The sequence below is a fragment of the Pedobacter sp. SYSU D00535 genome (assembly GCF_017355855.1).
GTDB lineage: Bacteria > Bacteroidota > Bacteroidia > Sphingobacteriales > Sphingobacteriaceae > Desertivirga.
The window spans coordinates 28274-48105 of sequence record NZ_JAFEWD010000019.1 but is presented as its reverse complement, the minus strand read 5'-3'; the positions used below and the strand labels follow the sequence as shown (position 1 = coordinate 48105).

At 47.3% G+C, this 19832-nt stretch carries 16 protein-coding genes; 9 read left to right on the top strand and 7 right to left on the bottom strand.

The features are described 5' to 3' along the window. Positions 1–934 precede the first annotated feature (934 nt). On the bottom strand, positions 935–1189 hold the full coding sequence (locus J4N23_RS20810) for an endonuclease domain-containing protein (RefSeq protein WP_242689316.1): 255 nt from the start codon (positions 1187–1189) through the stop codon (positions 935–937). 425 nt (positions 1190–1614) lie between these two features. Continuing rightward, positions 1615–4860, bottom strand: coding sequence for an amidohydrolase family protein (locus J4N23_RS20805; protein ID WP_207429782.1), 3246 nt, complete (start codon positions 4858–4860; stop codon positions 1615–1617). 95 nt (positions 4861–4955) lie between these two features. Between J4N23_RS20805 and J4N23_RS20800 the strand changes: the two genes are divergently transcribed. Beyond that, positions 4956–6848, top strand: coding sequence for an ATP-dependent DNA helicase RecQ (locus J4N23_RS20800; RefSeq protein WP_207429781.1), 1893 nt, complete (start codon positions 4956–4958; stop codon positions 6846–6848). 23 nt (positions 6849–6871) lie between these two features. On the opposite strand, the gene J4N23_RS20795 is transcribed toward J4N23_RS20800, so the two are convergent. Both J4N23_RS20795 and J4N23_RS21160 read right to left on the bottom strand, forming a co-directional pair. Continuing rightward, the gene (locus J4N23_RS20795; RefSeq protein ID WP_207429780.1) at positions 6872–7090 is read right to left on the bottom strand and encodes a hypothetical protein; all 219 of its coding nucleotides are present in this window, start codon (positions 7088–7090) and stop codon (positions 6872–6874) included. A 25-nt stretch (positions 7091–7115) separates the two neighbouring features. Then, complete coding sequence (locus J4N23_RS21160; protein ID WP_255534872.1) at positions 7116–7244, bottom strand: hypothetical protein; 129 nt, start codon at positions 7242–7244, stop codon at positions 7116–7118. A gap of 196 nt (positions 7245–7440) precedes the next feature. Here J4N23_RS21160 and J4N23_RS20790 point away from each other — a divergent pair, with 196 nt between their 5' ends. From J4N23_RS20790 to J4N23_RS20765, 6 genes are all read left to right on the top strand, one after another. Then, a complete protein-coding gene (locus tag J4N23_RS20790) occupies positions 7441–8778 on the top strand; it encodes a deoxyguanosinetriphosphate triphosphohydrolase (RefSeq protein ID WP_207429779.1) in 1338 nt (445 codons plus the stop codon). A gap of 72 nt (positions 8779–8850) precedes the next feature. Next, positions 8851–9600: a hypothetical protein gene (locus J4N23_RS20785; RefSeq protein WP_207429778.1), complete on the top strand. Its 750-nt coding sequence runs from the start codon at positions 8851–8853 to the stop codon at positions 9598–9600. Between the two features lies 1 nt (position 9601). After that, positions 9602–12370 (top strand): TonB-dependent receptor, encoded by a 2769-nt coding sequence (locus J4N23_RS20780; protein ID WP_207429777.1) that lies wholly within the window; start codon positions 9602–9604, stop codon positions 12368–12370. After that, positions 12371–13498 (top strand): DUF4249 domain-containing protein, encoded by a 1128-nt coding sequence (locus J4N23_RS20775; RefSeq protein WP_207429776.1) that lies wholly within the window; start codon positions 12371–12373, stop codon positions 13496–13498. Positions 13499–13507: 9 nt separating this feature from the next. Next, positions 13508–15874, top strand: a complete 2367-nt coding sequence (locus J4N23_RS20770) for a hypothetical protein (protein ID WP_207429775.1) — start codon at positions 13508–13510, stop codon at positions 15872–15874. A 95-nt stretch (positions 15875–15969) separates the two neighbouring features. Then, positions 15970–16359: a hypothetical protein gene (locus tag J4N23_RS20765; protein ID WP_207429774.1), complete on the top strand. Its 390-nt coding sequence runs from the start codon at positions 15970–15972 to the stop codon at positions 16357–16359. Positions 16360–16363: 4 nt separating this feature from the next. Here J4N23_RS20765 and J4N23_RS20760 read toward each other — a convergent pair whose 3' ends face one another. From J4N23_RS20760 to J4N23_RS20750, 3 genes are all read right to left on the bottom strand, one after another. Continuing rightward, positions 16364–16879 (bottom strand): alpha/beta hydrolase-fold protein, encoded by a 516-nt coding sequence (locus J4N23_RS20760; protein WP_242689315.1) that lies wholly within the window; start codon positions 16877–16879, stop codon positions 16364–16366. Between the two features lie 277 nt (positions 16880–17156). Beyond that, complete coding sequence (locus J4N23_RS20755) at positions 17157–17843, bottom strand: hypothetical protein (protein ID WP_207429773.1); 687 nt, start codon at positions 17841–17843, stop codon at positions 17157–17159. 219 nt (positions 17844–18062) lie between these two features. Further along, the gene (locus J4N23_RS20750) at positions 18063–18614 is read right to left on the bottom strand and encodes a sugar O-acetyltransferase (RefSeq protein WP_207429772.1); all 552 of its coding nucleotides are present in this window, start codon (positions 18612–18614) and stop codon (positions 18063–18065) included. A gap of 179 nt (positions 18615–18793) precedes the next feature. Here J4N23_RS20750 and J4N23_RS20745 point away from each other — a divergent pair, with 179 nt between their 5' ends. Further along, positions 18794–19348, top strand: a complete 555-nt coding sequence (locus J4N23_RS20745; protein ID WP_207429771.1) for a carboxymuconolactone decarboxylase family protein — start codon at positions 18794–18796, stop codon at positions 19346–19348. 61 nt (positions 19349–19409) lie between these two features. After that, positions 19410–19820 carry a nuclear transport factor 2 family protein gene (locus J4N23_RS20740; RefSeq protein ID WP_207429770.1) on the top strand — a complete coding sequence of 137 codons (411 nt, stop codon included), beginning with the start codon at positions 19410–19412 and terminating at the stop codon, positions 19818–19820. The last annotated feature ends 12 nt before the right edge of the window (positions 19821–19832 follow it).

The following is a 19832-nucleotide window of genomic DNA, read 5'->3' as shown; positions in this document are numbered from 1 at the left end:
ACATATGAGCAACGGTATGCTAACTCCTGCTGTAGTACATTCCGAAATGATCAGTACAAACAAACTATGGAAAAACTATTATCAGAAAAATCGTAAGCTTGTAAAGCTATCTTAGGACTAGTGGAAACCCGTAAAGCTATCCTAGGATTATATCTTTAACCTGTAAACTTTTTTTAGGACGAGACAACTCTTTTCGGGACGGTACAACTTGTACCCTCATCCCTAACCCTTCTCCCTCAGGAGAAGGGGACTATGAAGTGCAAGATCAGACTGTCTGAAGTAGTATACCCGGCTTTTTTAAAATAGCTCTGACTTGTAATAGCGGCCCAAAGTTCCAGTTTCGTTGATCCTGGGACATCCCCTCTCCTTGAGGAGAGGGTTAGGGTGAGGTGATCGCTTACCTTTGTATTGTCCTGAAATAGGTTTATACAAAATGTAGACAAATGGACAAACAGACATACAGTGAAACCTTCAAAAGAATGGTGGTGGAGCAGATAGCTCAGGGAAAAGTAACAAGGAGGAAGTCCGACGCTTTTCGAACATTAGAGCCCTAGTGCTATACAGCGCTGGCAGGAAAATTTGCTTAAGTATGGCAGATGTTCTTTACTCTTGGTAGCAGAAACACAAAGCAACGGTATGCTAACTCCCGCTGGAGCACATCCCGAAATGATCAGTGCAAACAAATTATGGAAAAACTATTAGCAGAAAAATCGCAAGCTTGTAAAGCTATCTTAGGACTACTGGAAACCCGTAAAGCTATCCTAGGATTATATCTTTAACCTGTAAACTTTTTTTAGGACGAGACAGACTGTCTGAAGTAGTATACCTCGCTTTTTTGAATTCGCTCTGACTTGCAATGGCGGCCAGACCTCCAGTTTCGTTGATCCTGGGATATCCCCTCTCCTTGAGGAGAGGGTTAGGGTGAGGAGATCGCTTACCTTCGCCTTAATGAATCCGTAGTTTCCTTTAGATTTTCCAACACCACGGGACAATAGTATATCACCGAATCATTATCCACCCTATACATAAAGTACCCCAACAACTTCAGATATTCATCTCTCTCATGATCATAATTCGCCTGGCCCAAATTCTCGTGAACGCTTCCGTCAACCTCTTTTATTAACTTAAGTTCATCGCAGTAAAAATCGACTATAAATTTTTCAATAGAATGTTGCCTTTTGAACTTCAGGCCGCAAAACTTTCGATCTCGCAGGTGAAACCATAAAAATTTTTCAGCTGTCGTAGCTTCGTAGCTTCTTTCCGGAGTAGGCGGCGAAATGGCTTAGGTTGCATTAGATAAAGTTAGAAATCTATCTGGTAAACACCTCATCCCTAACCCTGCTCCTCAAGGAGAAGGGAACCAGGACACTAGCATTATTCAACAATTGTGTTCTGATTTGCCTTTATACTCTTTATAGCGGCGGCAAAACTTCCACATTGTAAGCCTCTCAGAGTACTCGTCGCCTATTGATGAGCTTTTCTCCCCATCCTGATGAGGTAATTCACCTGCAGTAGGAGTAAGACTATTTTTTCTGTTTGTGTTATCGCCTATTTCTGGTTCATCCTTCATGTCTTAGCAGCTCCCTAAAGCTCTTTTTCGCGTGGACCTCAATATTAATCACACTCAGGATGTGTAAAGATATGCGTCTCTGCTTCGGTGTGCAGGTTGAAGCTCTCGGCCCGGCCGCTTTGCCACCAGAACTTGTCTCTTGGTTTTTCACGGCTTCCGAGTTCGTTCATGGTCTCAGCGTCGTAAAGGCGACCGTTTAACATCACGTACTTTATTTTCTCCGTATTGCGGATGTCATCCAAAGGGTTTTCATCCAGAACGATGAGGTCTGCCAGTTTTCCTACTTCCAATGATCCGATCTCTTTCGACATTCCCAGGTATTCTGCTCCGTTCAGGGTTGCCGAGCGGATCGCCTGCAGGTTGCTCATCCCTCCCTGTGCCAGCATCCAAAGCTCCCAATGTGCGCCCAGGCCCTGTAATTGCCCGTGTGCACCCAGGTTTACTTTTGTGCCTCCATCTGCCAGCGATTTTGCTGCCTTGGAGATCTCGATATGACCATAATCGCCGAACTCGGAAGTATTCCGGCGGCGGGAGCGGCTATCTACTACTGCACGGGGAGTGAAGTTTAGCAGTCGCTCATTTTCCCATACGTTGGTACGGTCGTACCAAAAGTTTTCGCCCGACTGGCTACCGTAGCTGACAATCAAGGTTGGCGTGTAGGCGGTTTTGCTGGCATTCCACAAGCTCTTCACATCCTTGTAGACAGGAACCACCGGGATGTTATGCTCAATACCCGTATGACCATCCAGGATCATCGACATGTTATGACAGAACGTCGATCCTCCCTCTGGCATCACCTCCATCTTCAATTCACGCGCTGCCTGAATGACCTGCTGGCGCTGCTCCCTGCGTGGCTGGTTGTAGGATTTCACAGAGAAGGCACCTACCGCTTTCATTCGTCTAAGATGTGACCGGGCGTCATCTAAGCTATTGATTACTGCTTTGAAATCACCTTCAGCTCCGTAAAGAATAGTTCCTGTCGAGTAGATACGCGGACCGACGGTAATACCAGCTTTCTGCATCTCGGCCTGACTGAAAACCATCTCTGTATTGCTGGATGGGTCGTGAGCGGTGGTAACCCCAAATGCGAGGTTCGTGTAATACGACCAGTCCTGCTGCGGCGAAACACCATCCGGACTGGTAGGCAGGTGGGCGTGAACATCCACAATCCCCGGCATGATGGTCTGGCCGTCGGCACTGATCACCTTCGCATCGTCCGGCACCTTTACCTGATCTGCCGGACCCACTGCCGTGATCTTATTTTCTTTAATTACAATCGTCCCATTTTCAATCACCTGGTCGCCCTTCATGGTAATAATGCGGGCGTTGGTGAGTGCAATGGTGGTATTGGGAACATCTGCTTTCAGCGTCAATCCCAAGTCCAGTCCGATACTATCGATTGCGGGAAGGGCGGATGGAGCTCCGTCTACAAAGCTGAAAGAGTTTTTGATCTCCCTCGCAAAGTACTCAGGGCCCGATGTCCAGTGCAGCTTTTTACTGTCCTTGCTCCAGTGTAAATAGTTCCCGGCATCGCGCGTTACTTTGGTAAGGGGCAGCGATTTGTTGGTCGAGGAAAGTTCCAGGTAATTATTGGTATTCACCAGTGGAGTGACATAGGCGTTAAACAGCTCAGTAAAGGCCAGCCATTTTCCATCAGGACTCGGTACAAACTGAGTAGCATACTGGGATACATAATGAGTCCTCACGTTCGCACCATTCAGATCCATGCTCTTCAAGGCTTTTTTATCTCCTTCACGTGTTTGAAAATAGATCCTGCTGTCGTTGTGGTTAAACATCGGCTTTATTCCGTTGTCGGACAGCTTGACTGCGTTGCCGCCATTACCGGACACCAAGTAGATACCCGGGTTTTTTCCGTAGCTAAAGCCCAGCATCGCATTTCCGGTACCTTTTCTATAGACGATCCGGTCTCCTTTGCGGGAAAACCTGGGCGAATAGTAAAAGCCTTTCTCGTCCGTAATAGTACTTACCCTGCCGCTGCTGATATCGTACTTTTTGATAGAACCCTTCGTGTCGTCAGTCCAGCTTACGTAGACCAGCGATTTTCCGTCGGGACTAAATTCCGGCTCAAACTCAAATTCTGTCCCCTTGGTGATGCGTTCCGGCTTACCGTTGGGCAGGTCCTTCAGGTAAATATAGCCGGCAGCGTTGAAGGCGACCTTTTTCCCGTCCGGCGAAGTGCTTAGCTGGCGGATCATCTTCGCCTGAAACTCTTCGTTGTAAACTTTCTGCTCGAAGCGCAGCGCATCGGTGATGGTATGAGATGAAGTTGCTTCAAATGGGATGACGGAAACTACCTGTGAATTCACGTCCAGATTTCTGATCTTTCCCTTGGCGTAGAAAATTAAATTTTTGCTGTCAGGCGTCCAGGCGAAGTTAGGGTACACGCCAAAGATGGCCCAGGTTTCTTGCTGGTCCCGGGAAAGGTCATCATAAACAGGCCATTCCTCACCAGTTGTCAGGTCGTGCAGGAACAGCACCGACTTAAGTCGTACCCTTCTCACAAATGCCAATAGTCTACCATCAGGAGAAACTTCGGGTCGCACCGCGCCACCCTGACCACCGGTTACCGTTTCGATCTCTCCGGTTTCCCGGTTTAGACGTTTGATGTTGTAGATTTCCCCATTGGGGTCTTTGTTGTATTGAAAATAAGGGCCGGGACTTACATCCTCGCTGTAGTATACATATTTTCCATCCGGAGATACTTCCGGCTCGCCAGCATCCTGCTGATCGTTTTTACGCTTCGTCAACTGCACGCCATCACCACCTCCGGCGATATGGTACATCCACATTTCTCCTGCTCCCAGTGAGCGGGTGCTGGTGAAGTGCTTCCTTGCAATAATGTATTGATTATCCGGCGTCCAGGAGGGATTGTTGAGCAGGCGGAAGCTTTCTTTGGAGATCGCACGCTTGCCGGAACCATCCGCATTCATGATCCAGATGTTGTCGCCTCCATCTTTATCGCTGGTATAAGCGATGTATTTTCCGTTCGGACTGAATCTTGGCTGTACTTCATAGGCCATTCCTCCGGCAAGGATCGTGGCCTTGCCTCCTCCGATGGGCATTTTATAAATATCTCCGAGCAGATCAAATACGATCTCTTTTCCGTTCGGACTTACATCCAAATTCATCCAGGTTCCTTCATCTGTCGTAAATGACACCGATTTTACAGGTCCTGTAGGTTTTTCAACGTTCCATTTGGGGCTCTCAGCTTTCTGAGCAAATACTAATTGAGATGAGAAAAGAAGTAGAAGCGGGAGAAATTTATTCATTATCTAAGTACGAATTGCGTGCAAATATACTTTGTGTTCAATCCCCTTAACTAATAATCCTGTGAAATATTACACTATTTGGTAGTTTTGACACGATGTCGATTTACGAGGTTTTAAACAAGTACTGGAATTATTCGTCGTTCAGGCCGCTGCAGGCAGACATTATCAATTCAGTACTTGAAGGAAAGGATACGCTGGCGTTGCTGCCAACAGGAGGGGGAAAGTCGATCTGTTTCCAGGTTCCGGCCATGGTGCAGCCAGGCATTTGTATCGTGGTATCTCCGCTCATCGCCTTGATGAAGGATCAGGTAGAGAACCTGCGGGCAAAGGGCATTGAAGCGGTTGCCATTATCTCAGGAATGAGTAAAAGGGAGGTCGACATTATGCTTGACAACTGTGTCTACGGCAAGATCAAGTTCTTGTATGTTTCTCCGGAAAGGTTGATGTCTGACCTGGTCCGGGAGCGCGTCAAATACATGAAGGTGAATCTCTTTGCTATCGATGAGGCACATTGTATTTCCCAGTGGGGCTACGACTTTCGGCCGCCCTACCTTCATCTCGCTGAGTTACGCGAACTACATCCCAAGGTTCCTTTTTTGGCGCTTACCGCCACTGCCACAGAACGGGTGGTTGAAGATATCCAGGATAAGCTGACCTTCAGGGAAAGAAATGTTTTCCGGAAAAGCTTCGAGCGGAAAAACCTGAGCTACGTGGTAGCCCATGAAGAAAATAAGTTCAGAAAGCTGCTGACGATCGCCCGGAATGTAAAAGGAACGGGTATTGTGTACGTGCGCAACCGCCGGGAGACACAGGAGGTAGCCCGCATGCTAAACAGGGAAGGGGTAAGCGCCGATTTTTACCATGCCGGTTTGCCCACCCCGTTGCGGAGTGAAAAGCAGGAGGCCTGGAAAAGCAATAAAATTAGGGTAGTGGTAGCAACAAATGCCTTCGGGATGGGTATCGATAAACCCGATGTGCGTTTTGTGGTACATCTGGACCTGCCCGAAAGTTTGGAAGCCTATTACCAGGAAGCGGGACGTGCCGGCCGGGATGAGAAGAAATCCTTTGGGGTGCTCTTATATAATCAATCGGATCGCTTGCAACTGGAGCGGAAGTTTGAACAGAGCTTTCCGGCACTGCAGGAGATCAAACAGCTCTATTATCATCTGGGAAATTACTATCAGCTGGCCTACGAAGCAGGCGAAGGGCTGACCTTCGAATTTGATATTGCAGATTTTTGTACCCGCTATAAGCTGGAGCCGCTGAAGACCCTTAACGCGCTGAAATTTCTGGAGCACGACGAGTATATTGCCGTTAGTGAAAGTGTGTACCTGCCCTCGCGGGTCAGAATTATTGTCTCCTCTGAAGACCTTTACCGGTTTCAGATAGAATACAGCAATTACGATTTCTTTATCAAAACTTTACTCCGCTCTTATGGCGGCCTGTTTGAAGGATACAGTTTGATTCGTGAAGCCGATATGGCCAAACGAACCAACATGCGTATGGAGGAGGTAGTGAAAGTGTTGGAGAAGCTGGAGGAACTGGAGTTGATCAGCTACCTGAAGCAGACCGATAAGCCTCAGCTGACCTTTCTGAAGGCACGGGCCGATTCCCAGCATCTGGTCATCGACTGGAAATTCATTGAGGAACGAAAGCGCGTGATGGAATCGCAAGTAAAGGCGGTAATCGCCTATGCGGAAGCAAAAACCTGCCGGAGCAAGCTTCTTTTAGCCTATTTTGACGAGCTGGAAGCGGAAAAGTGTGGGGTATGCGATGTCTGTATCGAAGAAAAGAAGGCCACATCCGGAAACGCAGTATTCGATAAAATTACCTTTGAGATCCTGCAGCTTCTCGCGGGGCAGCACCTCTCCGTCGATGAGTTAATTCTGGCCATCAAGGCAGGCACTGAAGCAGAACGGCTGGCGGCTTTACGTAATCTGCTGGATGCCGGCAAGATAAAGTCCGATGGAGTCAAATACTATCTCTAACAATCACCTAACCATCAGCACCTTTACTGGCTGCCATACTTGTCCAGCTCTTGTTGTGAATTAAATCCGAGTTTGTCCTGCAGGGTGATGTGATAATCTTTGAGTTTCGGCTGTCCGACCTTCAGGTTTTCGATGATATCCTCATCGGAGGGCATGTCGCCATCCCATTGCATGCTGGCATTACCCGAAAAGTTTTCCCCCTCCTGGTTCTCGGCAGTCCAGGTTACTAAATAATACTTCATACTTTTATTGTTTTAGATGTAGTTCTTAGTCGTCATCATCGTCGAGTTCGCTTTCGTCGGTGTCCAGGCTGTCATCATCCAGCAGCACCTGCTCTTCATTGCCCGCAATGTCGCTGTCCAGCTCCTCTTCGGGATCTATCGCATATAATTTCATAGGCTTAAAATTTTAAATGCTGACCGTTCTCTATTCTGCTGAACACGGAAAGTTAAAGGATGTTCGGAAAAAGTAATTTTTGTTATGGAGTAGTAGTGCTGATGGCTGCTGCAAAAGTTCTGAAGAGAATAGTTCTAATAATATAACTTTGGCCATTGCCTGAGACGGCACATTTGGTTTAGATAGATTTAACTTTATGGAGTGGAAGTACCTGCTTTCGAATAAGCGATTTGGACAAGAAGACAAGAAACTGGACAAGGATAAAGCCCGGACGGACTTTCAGCGGGATTATGACCGGCTAATCTTCTCATCGCCTTTCCGGCGCTTGCAAAATAAGACGCAGGTATTTCCGCTTCCCGGGAGTGTCTTTGTTCACAATCGTCTTACACATAGCCTGGAAGTGAGCAGCGTTGCCCGGTCGATGGGTAATATCTTTCTGAATCAGGTAGAAGATCAGCACCCGGAGCTCATTGAAGAGGTACCACTGATCTCGGAGGTGGGAAGTATAGTGGCTGCAGCTGCCCTTGCCCACGATCTCGGAAACCCCGCATTTGGCCATTCTGGGGAAGCGGCTATCTCCAGATATTTTACAGATGGTGATGGGAAAATCTACCAGAAAGACGTGAACAACGAGCAATGGCATGACCTGATCAATTTCGAGGGCAATGCCAATGCTATCCGGATTTTGACCCACCCCTTTCACGGCAAAGGAAACGATGCCTACGCCTTAACCTATTCTACGCTGGCGTCCATTGCCAAATACCCCTGTGCCTCTATCGCCAGGGAGAAGTCGGAAATAAACCGGAAGAAGTACGGGTTCTTTCAATCGGAACAGGAAACCTTCCGGAAGATCGCTAACGAACTGCAGCTGGCCAAGGTGCTGGAGAAGCCGCTGATTTACAAACGTCATCCGCTGGTTTATTTAGTGGAGGCGGCCGACGATATCTGCTACAGCATTATTGATCTCGAGGATGCGCACCGGCTAAAGATCCTTACGTACGAGCAGGTAAAGAGCTTTCTACTGCCCTTTGCCAACGATCCGAAAATAGAAGACAGGCTAAACAGCGGCTACGACGACGACGCGAAGGTGGGACTGCTTCGGGCAAAAGCGATTAACACATTAGCAGTCTCCTGTGCCCGGATCTTTTTCGATGAGCAGGAAGCAATACTAAAGGGCGATTTCAACAAAAGCTTAACGGATACCTTACCCGAGCCCTACGCGTCTGCCTGGAAAGCGGTAGGAAAAGTGTCGGTGGACAAGATCTATAATTACAGCTCAGTAATTCAGAAGGAAGTGGCTGGCTACAAGGTAATGGCTGGCTTGCTCGAAGAATTCGTTCCGGCAGTTATCTATAATAACACGCATTATTATAAAAAGCTGGTAAAGTTGATTCCGGGTCAGTTTTATACGGAGAAGGAAGATATTTACTCCCGAATACAAAGCGTACTCGACTTCGTTTCTGGTATGACTGACCTTTACGCAGTCGAGTTGTACAGTAAAGTCAAAGGGACATCCTTCCCGGCTATCACCTAACGAAGTAGGGGATTAGTTAGACTGAGGTTATATTAGAATTTTTTTTTATTATTGCTTCAGATCTAAACTGTTATGAATAAAGCTTTAAGGCTTGCCATGGGTACTGTTTTCCTTCTGGTTCCCTTTGTTAATGCCTTTTCACAAACCCAAACCGATAGTAGTTTCGTCCGGCAAGTTTCGAATCGAGCAGTATCGTACTATATAGGGGCTCTTAAACAGGAAGCACCGGTATTTAACGGCAGAATTTACCGGGCCTATCCATATCGTCTCGATAATGGTCACAGTTATTTCAGAGAGCAGGCGCTTGTCAATGGCACGCTGGTATATGAAGGAAAAATCTACCAGGACGTGCAATTGTTGTACGACCTGGTGCGGGATGAAGTAGCTCTCTCTAATTTCGATCACTCGTTTATGCTCATTGCTCAGGCCGCCAAGGTGGACGGTTTCCAGATACATGGGCACTACTTTACACATATCAAAAAACTGCCGCCCAAATCGGGATTGCCTTCCCCCGGCTATTACGACCAGCTATACAAGGGAAAAATAGAGTTGCTTGCCCGCCGGCGAAAATCAATTAAAGAATCGGCAGGGGCTACAAAAATCGAGAGAATGGTATCTGAAAGCACCCGCTATTACCTTTTAAAAGACTCGGTCTATCATCCTGTATCCAGCCGCAGAAGCCTTTTGAAAGTATTAAAGCAGCCGGGAAAGTCCGGCACCATAAACCAGCAATTCATCAAAACCAACCGATTGCAATTCAGAACGAACAAAGAGATGGCCTTGATCAATCTGGTGAAGTTTTACGATACCAGTAGCCAGTAGCATGAAAACATTATACCTATTGTTATTCTCTTTTTTGCTGATTGCAGGGCTGCAGTCGGTCCGGGCGCAAAGCGATGCGTTGGTAACGATCAATCAGCAGGATGGCTCCATGGAGGACTTTGTGCGGTCGCTGGAGCGCCAGAGCTCGCTGCGATTTTATTACGATCAGGCGGATTTTGACAGTCTAAAGATCTCCTTGTCAGCGACGAACAAGCCGGTCAGGGACGTGTTGGATGAAGTATTGAAGCCGTTGGACGCCTATTCAACCTTCTACGGTACCAACTCCGTTTTCATCACTAAAAATAAATCCATCGTCACCGAGCTGCCGTCTCAATATCTGCCCGACCGACCGAAAAAGGAGCCGGTCAGAGATTTTGCCCTGGCTGATCTCGAATCGGGACGAAAAGAAGCGGCCGCGGCGACCCTGGAAAATAAGGTTTATACCATCGGGAGTGCGGCCGGAGGTGAAAGGGGTAACGCGACTCTCGCTGGCTATATTCGGAGTGCCAAGACGGGCGAGCCCATATCTGGTGCCGCCATCTACATAGCCAGTCCGAGGATTGGCACCGCTACCAATCAGTTCGGCTTTTACTCATTAACCCTTCCCAAAGGCAAACATGAGCTGCTTATCCGGGCAATCGGTGTGCGGGATACCAGAAGACAGGTGCTCCTTTACGCAGACGGAAAGCTTGATATCAACGTGCAGGAGCAACTGCTCTCGTTGAAGGAAGTGGTAATATCAGCCGATAAGGCTTCTAACATCCGCAATGTGCAGATGGGCGTAGAAAAGTTGGATATCAAAACGATCAAACAGGTGCCAACGGTTTTTGGAGAGGCGGATGTGCTGCGGGTAGTACTTACCCTGCCGGGGGTAAAATCAGTTGGGGAGTCAAGCACCGGCTTCAATGTTAGGGGAGGTGCCGTAGATCAAAATCTCATCTTATTCAACGACGCTACTGTTTATAATCCCTCGCACTTCTTCGGCTTCTTCTCAGCCTTTAATCCTGAAGTGATCAAGGATGTGCAGCTGTACAAAAGCAGTATTCCCGCGAAGTTCGGCGGGCGATTGTCCTCTGTTTTGGAACTTACCAGCCGGGAAGGAAACAAAAAAGAAATTGCAGGTTCGGCAGGATTAGGACTGCTAACCAGCAGGGTAAATGTGGAGGGGCCGATCATTAAAGATAAAACCTCCTTTATCCTTGGCGGTCGGATGACTTACTCCAACTGGCTCCTTCGGATTCTTCCTGAGAAAGCAGGCTACAAAGATGCAAAAGCAGGTTTTTACGACTTAAATCTGAATGTTAGTCATGAGCAGAACACGAAAAACTCTTTTTACCTTACCGGATATTTGAGCAACGATAATTCGAACCTGGCCAGTGATACTTCTTATTCCTATCTGAACCAAAACCTTTCCCTGAAGTGGAAGCACGCGTATACTAACAAGCTGCACAGTGTTTTGACTACCGGTTTCGACAAGTATCAATATCAGAACTATAGTAATTACCAGGATGATATAGCCTACAAGTTACGCTTCCATATCAATCAGGCGAATTTTAAAGCAGACTTCAACTACTATTTAAGTCCCAAACACACCTTCGATTTCGGGCTACAATCCATATACTACCGGTCGCAGCCAGGGAATCTGCAGCCCTATCACGATCGCTCGCTGATTGTAGCTGACGTCATTGCAAAAGAACAAGCCCTGGAAACTGCTGCCTACTTCGGCGAGCGCTTTGATCTGTCTCCTTCCGTATCCTTCAATCTCGGTTTGCGCTACTCACTTTTCAATAATTTTGGTCCTGCTACCACTACGCTTTATGCAGCGGGACTGCCTAAAAATGAAGGCAATATCGTGGGAACAAAAACGGTTAAGAAAGGGGAGATAGCAAAGACCTATCATGGACCGGAATACCGATTAGCAGCGCGTTTTGCCTTAAGTCCTGATTTTTCGATCAAAACGAGTTATAACAGCCTTCGCCAGTATATCCATATGCTTTCCAACACCACTTCCATGTCCCCAACGGATGTCTGGAAGTTGAGTGATCTGAACGTGAAACCACAAAGAGGGGATCAATTCTCGCTGGGCTTGTATAAGAACTTCAAGTCAAACACCATCGAAACTTCTGTAGAGGGCTACTACAAACGCCTGAATGATTATCTGGACTATAAAAGCGGGGCCACGCTGGTGTTGAATCATCACATCGAGCAGGATGTGATCAACACCAGGGGAAAGGCCTACGGTGTGGAGTTTCTGGTAAAGAAGTTAACAGGCAAGGTGAACGGCTGGGTCAGCTATACCTACTCGCGCACTTTTCTGAAAACGGATGAAGTCTCGGGGAGCGAATCGGTAAACAGAGGTAATTTTTATCCTTCAAACCATGATAAACCGCACGACCTGACCCTGATCAGCAACTACCGCTTCTCGCACCGCTACAGTTTTTCTTTTAATGCTACTTACAGCACCGGTCGGCCTATTACGCTTCCGATTGGAAAATATACCTATATGGGAGGACAGCGGGTGCTGTATTCCGATCGTAATGCGTACCGGATACCGGACTATTTCAGAACAGATATCTCCCTGAATATAGAGGGCAATCACAAGGTGAAACAGCTGACCCATAATTCCTGGACTTTCGGTATTTATAATCTTACGGCCCGGAAGAATGCTTTCGCCAGTTATTTTGCTACTGAGAATGGTGCAATAAACGGCTATAAGCTATCGATCTTTGGTACCGCGATCCCTTTTGTTAACTACAATATCAGATTTTAGATGAAGAGTTTTACTTATGTTGTCCTGGTACTCCTGCTGTCTTTTACAGCCTGTAAGGAGCCTTTCAATCCGGAAGTAGTAGCAGGAAACAATAACTTCCTGGTGGTTGAAGGATGTATTAACACAGGAGGCGGATTCAGCAGGATTTCGGTTTCCCGGACCTTAAACCTGCAGGAATCAGTGCGCTTCAGGCCGGAAGGAGGTGCGATTTTAACTATAGAAGGAGAGGATAATTCAAAGGTCGAGGGTGTTAGTGACGCCAACGGTCAGGCTACCCTTGCCACTTTTAATCTGAACCCAGCCATGAAGTACAGACTGCGGATCAGGACTAGTGATGGTAAGGTGTACCTGTCGGATTTTGTAGAGAGCAAATTGTCTCCAGCTATAGATAAAATAGGATGGAAGATAGAAAACGGGGGCATGCAAATCTATGCAAATACCCACGATTCAGCAAACAATACCCGCTACTACGCCTGGACTTATGACGAAACGTATGAGGTCATCTCTCCCTATCCTTCTTATATTGAGCTCAGGAATAACAGGCTTGTGGAACGGGATCCGAGCATCAATATCAGTCGTTGCTGGATAAACGGAAGGTCCAGCGAAATCCTTATTGCATCCTCTGCTAAGCTGTCGAAGGATCAGATCACGGAAAGTCCGCTAGTATTTCTAAAAGGCAACTCAGCGAAAATTAGTGAACGCTATAGCATTAACGTCTACCAGCAGGCCCTAACAAAGGATGCATACGAATACCTGCTGAATATGAAAAAGAATACGGAGCAAATTGGAGGTATTTTCGATCCGCAACCATCCGAAATCTCCGGAAATCTCCATTGCGTTTCCGATCCGGCGGAAGTAGTGATCGGCTATATAAGTGCCGGCTCCATAAGTCAGAAGCGGATCTTCATAACTCGTAATGATAAGCCGTCTGGAGTAGAGTGGACCTACAATCAGGGCTGTCGTCAGGAAAATACTGCCAGGGATAGTGCAGCCCATTTTGCTAATGGCAACCTGTTTATTGAAGAATTTATGGATCTGCGAGGTTTCAGGGTCTCTTTTGCCGAGGCTCACTGTATTGATTGCCGTCTTCGCGGGTCTAATGTTAAACCTGCTTTCTGGCCCAATTAAGCAATGAGGATGATGAAAAAAACAAATGGGTTTTCCCTATCGATTTTGTTCCTGTTGCTAAGCGCAAACGTACTTTTAGCGCAGCCGGGTAGAACGATTAGTAACAGTTTCCATCAGTATCAACAGGCGACCCTGCAGGAGAAGATCTTTACACATACCGACAAAGACACTTATCTCGCAGGAGAAATCATCTGGTTTAAGATTTATAACCTTGATGCCGCTACTCACTTGTTTGCTGACGTAAGTAAGGTTGCTTATGTTGAAATGCTGGATGCTGCAAACAAAGCTGTATTGCAATCAAAAGTTTCATTGAAGGCTGGCAGGGGCGCTGGCTCACTGTATCTTCCTTCCGCCCTTCCTTCCGGAAGCTATACATTCAGGGTGTATACCCATTGGATGAAGAATTTTACAGCCGACTATTTCTTCCACAAAACGATCCGTGTATTGAACACCCTGCAGGAGGAGAAAGCTCCTGCGCCTGTAGCTGCAACAAACGCTATTCAGTTTTTTCCCGAGGGAGGAAGGTTGGTAAGCGGCTTGCCCTCAAAACTAGCTTTTCGGGCGGTTGACGGAACCGGGAAGGGATTGAAATTTAGAGGAGCAATAGTAAATCAGGATAACGACACTGTAGCACGGTTTGAACCGGGGCGGTTTGGAATCGGGGCGCACAGCTTTTTGCCGGAAAAGGGCGCAACTTACAGGGCCTTTATCCGTCCTGAACAAGGAAAGCCTTTTACGGCGCCAGTGCCGGAGATGCTGGACGAAGGATATGTTCTGTCCGTAACGCAGGAAGGTACAGGCTTGCGGGCGGTGGTCAGGACCAATATCCCCGGAAGGGATTCGTTGTATTTGTTTATTCACGGGGGAAGAAAAAGCCTTAGCCAGTCGGCAGCAGTGGTTGAAGGGCAGGCGGCATTTTTTATTGGAGCAGACAACCTTCCGGAAGGCATTTCTCATATTACGCTGTTCGACAGAAAGTGTCAACCTCTATGTGAACGACTCTATTTTAGAAAGCCTGTCAAAGGGATTAGCTTAACCGCTACTACCAACCAGCACCAATACCTGAACCGACAAAAGGTTAAACTGGAGATCGCAGGATTCGATGAAAACCGCCGGCCGGTATCTGCTGATTTTTCAGTGTCTGTGTTTAAAACAGATTCTCTAGCTCATGCGGAGGAAGATATTCGCAGTTACCTATGGCTAAGTTCTGAACTGAAGGGAAAAATTGAAAATCCGTCCTACTATCTTACATCAGGCGATGAGCAGGCAGCGGACCTGCTAATGCTCACTCATGGATGGCGAAGGTTCAAATGGAGGGCTTTGCTCGAAAATAAACCGGCGACTCATGCACACTTACCTGAGGTAGAGGGGCATGTTGTTTCCGCCCGGTTACTCGATCCTGTGACCTTGGCGCCCACAGCGAGAAGAACTGCTTATCTCTCAGTTCCCGGAAGAAGGGTCCAATTTTATTCGGCAGAAAGCGATACGAGCGGGTTGTTGAAGTTTTATACCCGCGACTTTTACGGTCCGAGCGAAGTGATACTCCAGACAGACCAGCGCTGGGACAGCCTGAAGGTGGAAGTTCTTAGCCCTTTTTCAACCGAAAGAAGCTCGTTTGCAAGCAGGCCGTTTGTTCAACAAACTGGTTCTACAGCTGATCTTTTGCAGTCGAGCATTGCCATGCAGCTGCGTAACATTTATGCCGGAAAGTTCCTGAACAGGGAGCTGTTGCCGCCCGTCGATTCCAGCAACTTTTTTCTGAAGGCAGACAAGACGTACCTACTGGACGATTATGTACGGTTTTCTACGATGGAGGAGGTGCTGCGGGAGTATGTCCCTGAAATATCGCTGGCTATCCGGCGTAAGTCGTACCAGCTAAAGATGCTTGATTACGAGATAAAGCAGTTCCTGCCAACTCCTCCTCTTATTTTGCTGGACGGCGTTCCTGTCTTTGATGATGGAAATAAAATTATCGCTTTTGACCCATTGAAGGTGCAGAAGCTCGAGGTAGTAAATACACCATATATCTATGGCTCCGCAGTGTTCGATGGGATTGCTTCCTTTACTACTTACAAAGGTGATTTAGGCGGTTTTGAAGTTCATCCCAAAGCGACGGTAGTAGACTATGAGGGTATGCAGCTGCAGCGGGAGTTTTATGCGCCGATGTACGAAGGGGATATAAATTTGAGCAGGATTCCCGACTACCGGAACACCCTCTACTGGTCGCCACTGAACCGTACAGACGGGGAAGGCAAAGCGAGCTTTGATTTTTATACCTCTGACATGTCTGGTAACTACACAATAGTTGTTCAGGGAATAGCCGAGGGTGGCAGGCCCGGAATGACAATAACAAGTTTTGACGTAAACAGCAAATAGGACAGGGGAGAAAGAAACTTACTGTGCACAGTTTTCCATATTACTACAATTTTTGCTGCTGAAGAGTCGTTCTAAATAGTCGATTCTGTTACATCATGAATATTTCTATTTCTGCGTTTAGGATGGGAAACTATGCGCTCTTCGAAGGAGCGCTTCAACGGATTGAGACGGTGGCTGGCCTCGAAAGTTCCTCCTATCTTGATCCCATGCCCATCAGCCAGCGTCATTTTGAGGAGCTGGGTTACCGTGTCTATCGTCAAAGCACTCATTTTACCATCTATCTTTTTGAAACCCTTCCTCAGGATGGGATTGCCGTAGTATTTATCGGGGAAGATGAATTTACGGTCCGGGAGTTCTCTTCACAGATTGAATACCCTTTTGTGCGCTGGGTACATGAGCTTCAGAACCTCGTAGAGGACAGAATTGCCAGACAGGGAGCAGGTAAGAGCTACAACGCGGCTACCCGTCAAATATCCATTCGCTAGTTGCTTACTGAAGGAACCAGCTGAGGGCGGCTTTTATGATTTGGTCGGGGATCTCGTGTCTGCCTTCAAATTCCAAATACTCGGGATGGTAATCGGCAGAAGTTAATTGCCGCATTATTCTCCGGCTGCAGGGGTTGATGGGCAAGATATCATCATCTATTCCATGTGAAATAAAAACTTTGGGTTTGCCCACCATCTCCTCGGTATGAATAAAACCGGGAGAAAAAGCGAGGACGTGCGTAAAAAGGTCTCCATTTCCGAGACCCAGGCTCAATGCGTAAGAAGCTCCGTCAGAAAAGCCACCGATCGTCAGCTGCTGCGTATTTATTTCATAATTTTCAAATAGATAGGCAAGTGATTGATCAATGTAGATAACGTCCGCACCAAAGCCTTCATCCGCAATGATATCCCATGAATAGTCTCTTGAGACAGGAGCAAGGAGAATTATATTCAGCTCATCGGCGTACTTGCGAAGGTAGGAGATGCCATGTTCGGCAGTACCTCCGGCGCCATGGAGCATGACTGCCAAGGCTGAGCTCTCGTTGGGACGGTAACTGGCAGGAATGTAAAAAAGGCCGTTTTTATATTTATCGAGCAGAAGGGGATGGAGGCTATTCTCCGGCTCCGTACTACTTTGTACAGCGCCCGGCTTTACCGAGAGCCGGCCTTTTTTGTATAAGTTACGGCTGGCAATCTTGGGGAAGATGGTGCAAGAGCCATACCAATAGCCTCCGTTTTTCTGTGGTTTTTCTACGTGTCTTTCGGCAAACCACCGGTCAGCAGTACCCTCAGCGGAATTAGAACCGGTTGATGCCCTCCAACCCGAAACGGTATTTCAAGGTAAGGGCCACAGTACCGTAAACATCGTTATGGCTGTTTTTGATGTGGTAAGCGTCCATGTTGTCGCCCTGTACGAAATAGAGCTGTCCCTTAATACCCGCTATAAGCCGGTTCTCAAAGCCAGAGCTATCCCAACCAATGCTAACGGGGAAAATATATTCGGCTGTACGGTCCAGGCCGAAAGTGCTTTCGTCTTTTGGATTTCTGAAAGCGCGGATATGCTTATGGACCATCACGCCAAATCCTGTCCCTACAAATCCACCCTTCAACATGTTGAACACAAATTCCCGCTTCGAGTTGTAGGTCGTTGTGTTGCGGTAAATGAATTCCCCCAAATGTAACTGGCCGGTAACGATGTACGAGTGATAGTGATTTCTGAATTTACGGAAGGGCTGCTGCAACTCGGAGCCTACCAGGGTTCCCCTTTGGAATTCGAATCCAACGGGGATATAAGGGGTAAGGTAATAGTCTGCTGTAGCCCCGAAATGTTTTTTTATGTCCACCACGGTGAGGTCTCCCCAATGATGTGTCGACCCTCCTTCTAATCCGATTGCCAGTTTCTTGAATGTCCGTTGGGCAGTTTGTGAGTATGCACAAAGGGAAAGGCAAAGCATAAAAAGAATACCAGGTAACTTTTTTCTCATACTAAGTGATGTAAGTAGTTTACAATAAGTAGCCGCTTGCCTATTCGCAAGAAGTTTACCAATTGGGCGCTTTGCAGGAACTCTTCTGTGCAGGTGAGCCGAGGTGCATTGAAAACCAATACATTAATCGCAGGGGTTCTAACAGCGATTTTTTCGAGAGAAAGTTGGGGGTGAACCGGGATCTGTAGTATTTTGTATACAGTTGGAGGGCGGAACTACTTAAAGTTGCCGGATAACGCGGCAGGGGTTTCCGGCGGCAAATACATTAGCCGGGATATCCCGGGTAACTACACTGCCGGCACCTATGGTGCTGTTCTCGCCGATGGTAACGCCCGGACAAATGATGGCCCCGCCGCCGATCCAGACATTGTCGCCGATGGTAATGGGGGACGCTAATTCCGGCCCCTTGATCCGTTCTGCTGCTATCAGCGGATGGTAGGCGGTGTAAATTTGAACATAAGGACCGCATTGAACATTATCCCCGATGGTAACACGGGCACAGTCGAGTATGACGCAGTTGAAGTTCATAAAGAAGTTTTTGCCTGCATAAATATTGCTGCCGTAGTCGCAGTAAAAAGGTGGTTGTATATCGATGCCGGAACAGCTACCAAGCAGCTCTTTCAAAACATTGGTTTTCTCTTCCTGAGGGGCAGCTATCAGCTGATTGTACCGACCTAAGAGTTCCCGCGCCTTTGCCCGCATTTGCGTTAACTCCTGGTCCCATGCTTCATAGAGCTCTCCATCGAGCATTTTTTGTAGTTCTGTTTTCATCCGTGCGTGTTGTGTTAAAGTATGGAATAATAACCCGCCTCTAAACTTTCTGTTTTACGAGTGAGACAGAGAACTTTCGTCTCAATTGTGCATGCCTTAACTCCTTTTGTCCATGTTGTAAAGCTCAGGTCGAATGCACCTTTGTGAAGTCAATGGTGACAACAAAAATTCATACAAATATGCAACGATTAATTGCACTGGAACCCGAAAAGACCACTGGAAAATCGAAAGATCTCTTCAACACTATTCAAAGTAAGTTAGGCATGGTACCTAACATGATGCGCACTATGGGAAATTCCCCGGCTGTACTAAATGGCTACCTCTCCTTAAGCGCGGCCCTTGGGGAGGGTAAACTTGGAGCGAGACTTGGCGAGCTGATCGCACTAACTGTGGCAAATGCAAATGCCTGCAGTTACTGCAACGCGGCCCACAGCTTCATTGCAGAAAAGCTCGTACATGTCGATGTGCCCGCTATCGATGCGGCCCGGGAGGGAAGATCTTCGGATGAGAAAATTCAGGCCGCACTAGGTTTTGCTCAGGCTCTTGTACAGCAAAAGGGCCAGACTAGTGATGAGGATATCCAGGCGCTCAAGGCAGTTGGATATACGGATGAAACGATTGCGGAAATCATCGCGCACGTTGGTTTAAACATCTTAACGAACTACTTCAATAATGCTGCAAAGGTGAGTGTAGATTTTCCCGAGGTAGCCCTGGTACAGCCTGCTGTAGTTTAAGTCGAATTTTAAATAGGGTGGATATCATGAAGTATCCGCCCTTTAAACATCAAAATTTAACATGGAAAAAAAATATCTCCTTCCCCCTTTTACCTTAGAAACCGCACTTCAAAAGGTGCAGTTAGCAGAAGATGCCTGGAACAGCAAAGACCCGGAAAGAGTGTGCCTGGCCTACACAATCGATACCGAATGGAGGAATCGTACCGATTTCATCAACGGCCGCGAAGAGGTTAAGGCATTTCTTGTGAAAAAATGGCAAAAGGAGCTGGACTATAAATTGAAAAAGGAATTGTGGGGCTTCCGGGAAAACCGTATGGCTGTACGGTTCGAGTACGAATGGCGGGATGAAAACGGGCAATGGTACCGCAGTTACGGGAACGAAAACTGGGAGTTTGATGAGCATGGTCTGATGCGGAAAAGGTTTGCCAGTATCAACGATCTGCCTATCGATGAAAAAGATCGGCGACTTTGAGGGTAGATTTCA

Bases quoted from the DNA above. Each gene is read 5' to 3' on its own strand.
- J4N23_RS20805 (WP_207429782.1), bottom strand. From the start codon at position 4,860: ATGAATAAATTTCTCCCGCTTCTACTTCTTTTCTCATCTCAATTAGTA.
- J4N23_RS20800 (WP_207429781.1), top strand. From the start codon at position 4,956: ATGTCGATTTACGAGGTTTTAAACAAGTACTGGAATTATTCGTCGTTC.
- J4N23_RS20795 (WP_207429780.1), bottom strand. From the start codon at position 7,090: ATGAAGTATTATTTAGTAACCTGGACTGCCGAGAACCAGGAGGGGGAA.
- J4N23_RS21160 (WP_255534872.1), bottom strand. From the start codon at position 7,244: ATGAAATTATATGCGATAGATCCCGAAGAGGAGCTGGACAGCGACATT.
- J4N23_RS20790 (WP_207429779.1), top strand. From the start codon at position 7,441: ATGGAGTGGAAGTACCTGCTTTCGAATAAGCGATTTGGACAAGAAGAC.
- J4N23_RS20785 (WP_207429778.1), top strand. From the start codon at position 8,851: ATGAATAAAGCTTTAAGGCTTGCCATGGGTACTGTTTTCCTTCTGGTT.
- J4N23_RS20780 (WP_207429777.1), top strand. From the start codon at position 9,602: ATGAAAACATTATACCTATTGTTATTCTCTTTTTTGCTGATTGCAGGG.
- J4N23_RS20775 (WP_207429776.1), top strand. From the start codon at position 12,371: ATGAAGAGTTTTACTTATGTTGTCCTGGTACTCCTGCTGTCTTTTACA.
- J4N23_RS20770 (WP_207429775.1), top strand. From the start codon at position 13,508: ATGATGAAAAAAACAAATGGGTTTTCCCTATCGATTTTGTTCCTGTTG.
- J4N23_RS20765 (WP_207429774.1), top strand. From the start codon at position 15,970: ATGAATATTTCTATTTCTGCGTTTAGGATGGGAAACTATGCGCTCTTC.
- J4N23_RS20760 (WP_242689315.1), bottom strand. From the start codon at position 16,879: ATGCTCCATGGCGCCGGAGGTACTGCCGAACATGGCATCTCCTACCTT.
- J4N23_RS20755 (WP_207429773.1), bottom strand. From the start codon at position 17,843: ATGAGAAAAAAGTTACCTGGTATTCTTTTTATGCTTTGCCTTTCCCTT.
- J4N23_RS20750 (WP_207429772.1), bottom strand. From the start codon at position 18,614: ATGAAAACAGAACTACAAAAAATGCTCGATGGAGAGCTCTATGAAGCA.
- J4N23_RS20745 (WP_207429771.1), top strand. From the start codon at position 18,794: ATGCAACGATTAATTGCACTGGAACCCGAAAAGACCACTGGAAAATCG.
- J4N23_RS20740 (WP_207429770.1), top strand. From the start codon at position 19,410: ATGGAAAAAAAATATCTCCTTCCCCCTTTTACCTTAGAAACCGCACTT.